The organism is Pseudarthrobacter sp. MDT3-1 (assembly GCF_054510755.1).
This window is the reverse complement of sequence record NZ_JBTNDX010000065.1, coordinates 1-2,423: the sequence shown is the minus strand read 5'-3', so window position 1 is coordinate 2,423 and position 2,423 is coordinate 1. Positions and strand designations below refer to the sequence as shown.

1 protein-coding gene is annotated in these 2,423 nt (G+C 66.5%); it reads right to left on the bottom strand.

Going from position 1 to position 2,423, the window contains the following annotated elements; genetic code table 11:
- Positions 1 to 23: 23 nt before the first annotated feature.
- Positions 24 to 2,261, bottom strand: coding sequence for a putative transposase (locus ACX80X_RS21055; RefSeq protein ID WP_459313298.1), 2,238 nt, complete (start codon positions 2,259 to 2,261; stop codon positions 24 to 26).
- Positions 2,262 to 2,423: the final 162 nt, after the last annotated feature.

Here is a 2,423-nt window from a genome sequence, read left to right as displayed (position 1 = left end):
CTCAGGACTCTGGACATAGCGTTTTAATTGTTGGCTGACGTTTCTTTGTTTTTGATCTCAAATCGCAGGGTCCGGTCGGTGCCGGGGTAGCGGGTTTCGGTGGCGGTGAGGTGGTTGCAGAGCTCGCCGATGGCGGTGGTTGCCCGTTGGGTGGGAAGCGGGTCGAGGCGGATGGTGAGGTAGCCGTCGATGCGGGGGTCGATGTCGCCGCTGCCGGTGAGGGCCTGCCGGATCAGGGCGTGGGCCTCATCGTCGCCGCGGGCGTAGCCGGTGTTGGTCCGGACCTCTCTCGCCAGGGTGGAGGCGGTGTTGAACGCGGCCATCCGGATCGCATGGCTGAGCAGTTTCGTTTGGGTGTCCAGGACCTGCTGGCCTGCGGCGATCTCGCCGAGCGGGACCCGGGCGGGGATCTCCCGGTGCGCTTCCTGTGCGGTGTCGAGCGCGGTTTCGGCGGTGAGGAGGTCCGCGGTGATCTTGTTGTGCATGGTGTTGGTGATCAGGACCGTGGATGTTCCCGGCGGCGGGGTCCGGGCGGCGAGCATCGCCGCGTCGGTGTCGGCCAGGGTTTTCTCGTATCGGGTTTTGGCGGCCAGGACCTGCTGGTAGGCCTTGCGTTTGGCCGGGTTCGGCACGGACCGTTCCGGGTCGTCATCAACGCTGGTATAGGCGTCGTGGGAATCCAGTGCGAAGCGGATCCTGGCGTAGCGGAAGTAGTTTTCCTGCCGCCATCGTGCGCCCATCCGGTAGATGATTTCCCCGGCGGGCATGTCGGTGGTGGTGAGGATGTGGATCTGCCGGGACCCGCCGCCGGGAGTGTTGACCTCGCGGCTGAGCTGACGCATCGGAAACACTTCCCCGGTGGTGCCGATGGGGACCCCAACGGCCGTGTCGGCCGCTTCCCAGGCCCGGGTTTGTCCGTGTTCGTCGGTGTGGGCGACCTCGGCAAAGTGGGAGGGCTGGACGTCCAGGGTGGTGCCCTTGCGCCAGGTCAGCACATCGAATTTGTTCTCTGCCATGTGCTTGAACAGGGCCGGGGACCAGCCTCCCCGGTCGAAACCGACGAGCACCCTCCGGTCGTCCCCAATGATCCGGCGCAGGGCGGGCAGGAGCCGGCGCAGTTCCCCGGTCAGCGCGGCCCCGGGTTCGGCCATGACCACCAGGACCGGGGCGCCGTGGGCGTCGGCGACCCAGGTCTCCTCGGTCGCCGGGACGGGGAACTTCAACCGGGTCGAATGGACTTTCCCGATCTTCCTGGTGCCCTGGTAGGCGCGGACATGCCCGTCGACGTAGAGCACCGCGGCCAGATCCTCACCTCCTTCGTTGCTGCCTTTGAGGTGTTTTGTGGCCATCGCGGTGAGCAGGTCCCCGGCCTTGCCGGTGCCGGCCAATGCCCCGATTTTGCGGCGCAGGGTCTTCACTTCCGGCGCCCGGTCCAGGCCCAGCGCCCGGCCCAAAGCTACGGGATCAATCCGGGTGATCCCCTCGGCGCGTGGTTCCCCGGCCAGGGCCTGGAACACGGCGCCGGTGAGGATGGTCTCCAGACCGTAGAATCCGTTTGGCAGCGCCCCGAAGGTCTCCTTCGCGCACTCCAAAAGTCCCGTGGTCTCCAGTGCGGGCAGGGCCAGGAACAGCCCGGCCAACGGCACCCGGGCCGCCGGGGCGAACACCGGTGCCGCGCACTCTACCAACCCGGCCCGGGCCCAGGCCCGCTCTCCGGACCGGTCCACCGGTGCCGGCAGCACCGGCAACCCGGCTGCCAGCTCCGCCGCCACAGATGTGGCGGGCGGATCCTGCTTCACCGGTTCCGGACCGGTGGGCACCGGCATGGCCAGTGTCCGTCGCACGCTGAATTCGGAGACGCCCACCTTTGCCCCAATCGCCCGCAGCGACAGTCCGGTGGCCCGCAAGGCACGGATTTCGGACATCTTCGGTTCCGTCAGCCGGCTGGGCCCCTTCGGGCCAGGCTTCTCCGGGGCCAGGCCCAACACCCCTTCCGCGGCCAGGACCTGACGCCAGCGCCACAAGGTGATCGCATCAACACCGAACGCGGCAGCGATCCCGGCTACCGAAGCGGCCTTGATGTCCGCCAGTTTCGCCGCCGCGAACCGGCGGGTCGCGATGTCCTTCTCGTCCCAGGCGTAGGAGAGTTCCCCATGAACGAACACGCGCCCACCCGTGGCATCCTCCAGCAGTGACGCCGCGAGACCTATCGGCACCGCGCCGGCATCCATTGCTTGAGGAAGAGGCAGTTGGGCAGTCATCACGCTCATCATGCCACCCCTCCCAAACCGAAGAATCTATTACTTAGATTCTATCGCAAGAGAAGGGGGATTAACAGCCGTTGTTATGTCGCACCCATAACAAAAACACCGGAATCCTGCGGAAGTCAGTCGAACACCATCACCCCATGTCCAGAGTCCTGG

What these genes read in the sequence shown, in the direction of transcription:
- ACX80X_RS21055 (WP_459313298.1), bottom strand. Translation starts at nt 2,261, where the DNA reads ATGACTGCCCAACTGCCTCTTCCTCAAGCAATGGATGCCGGCGCGGTG.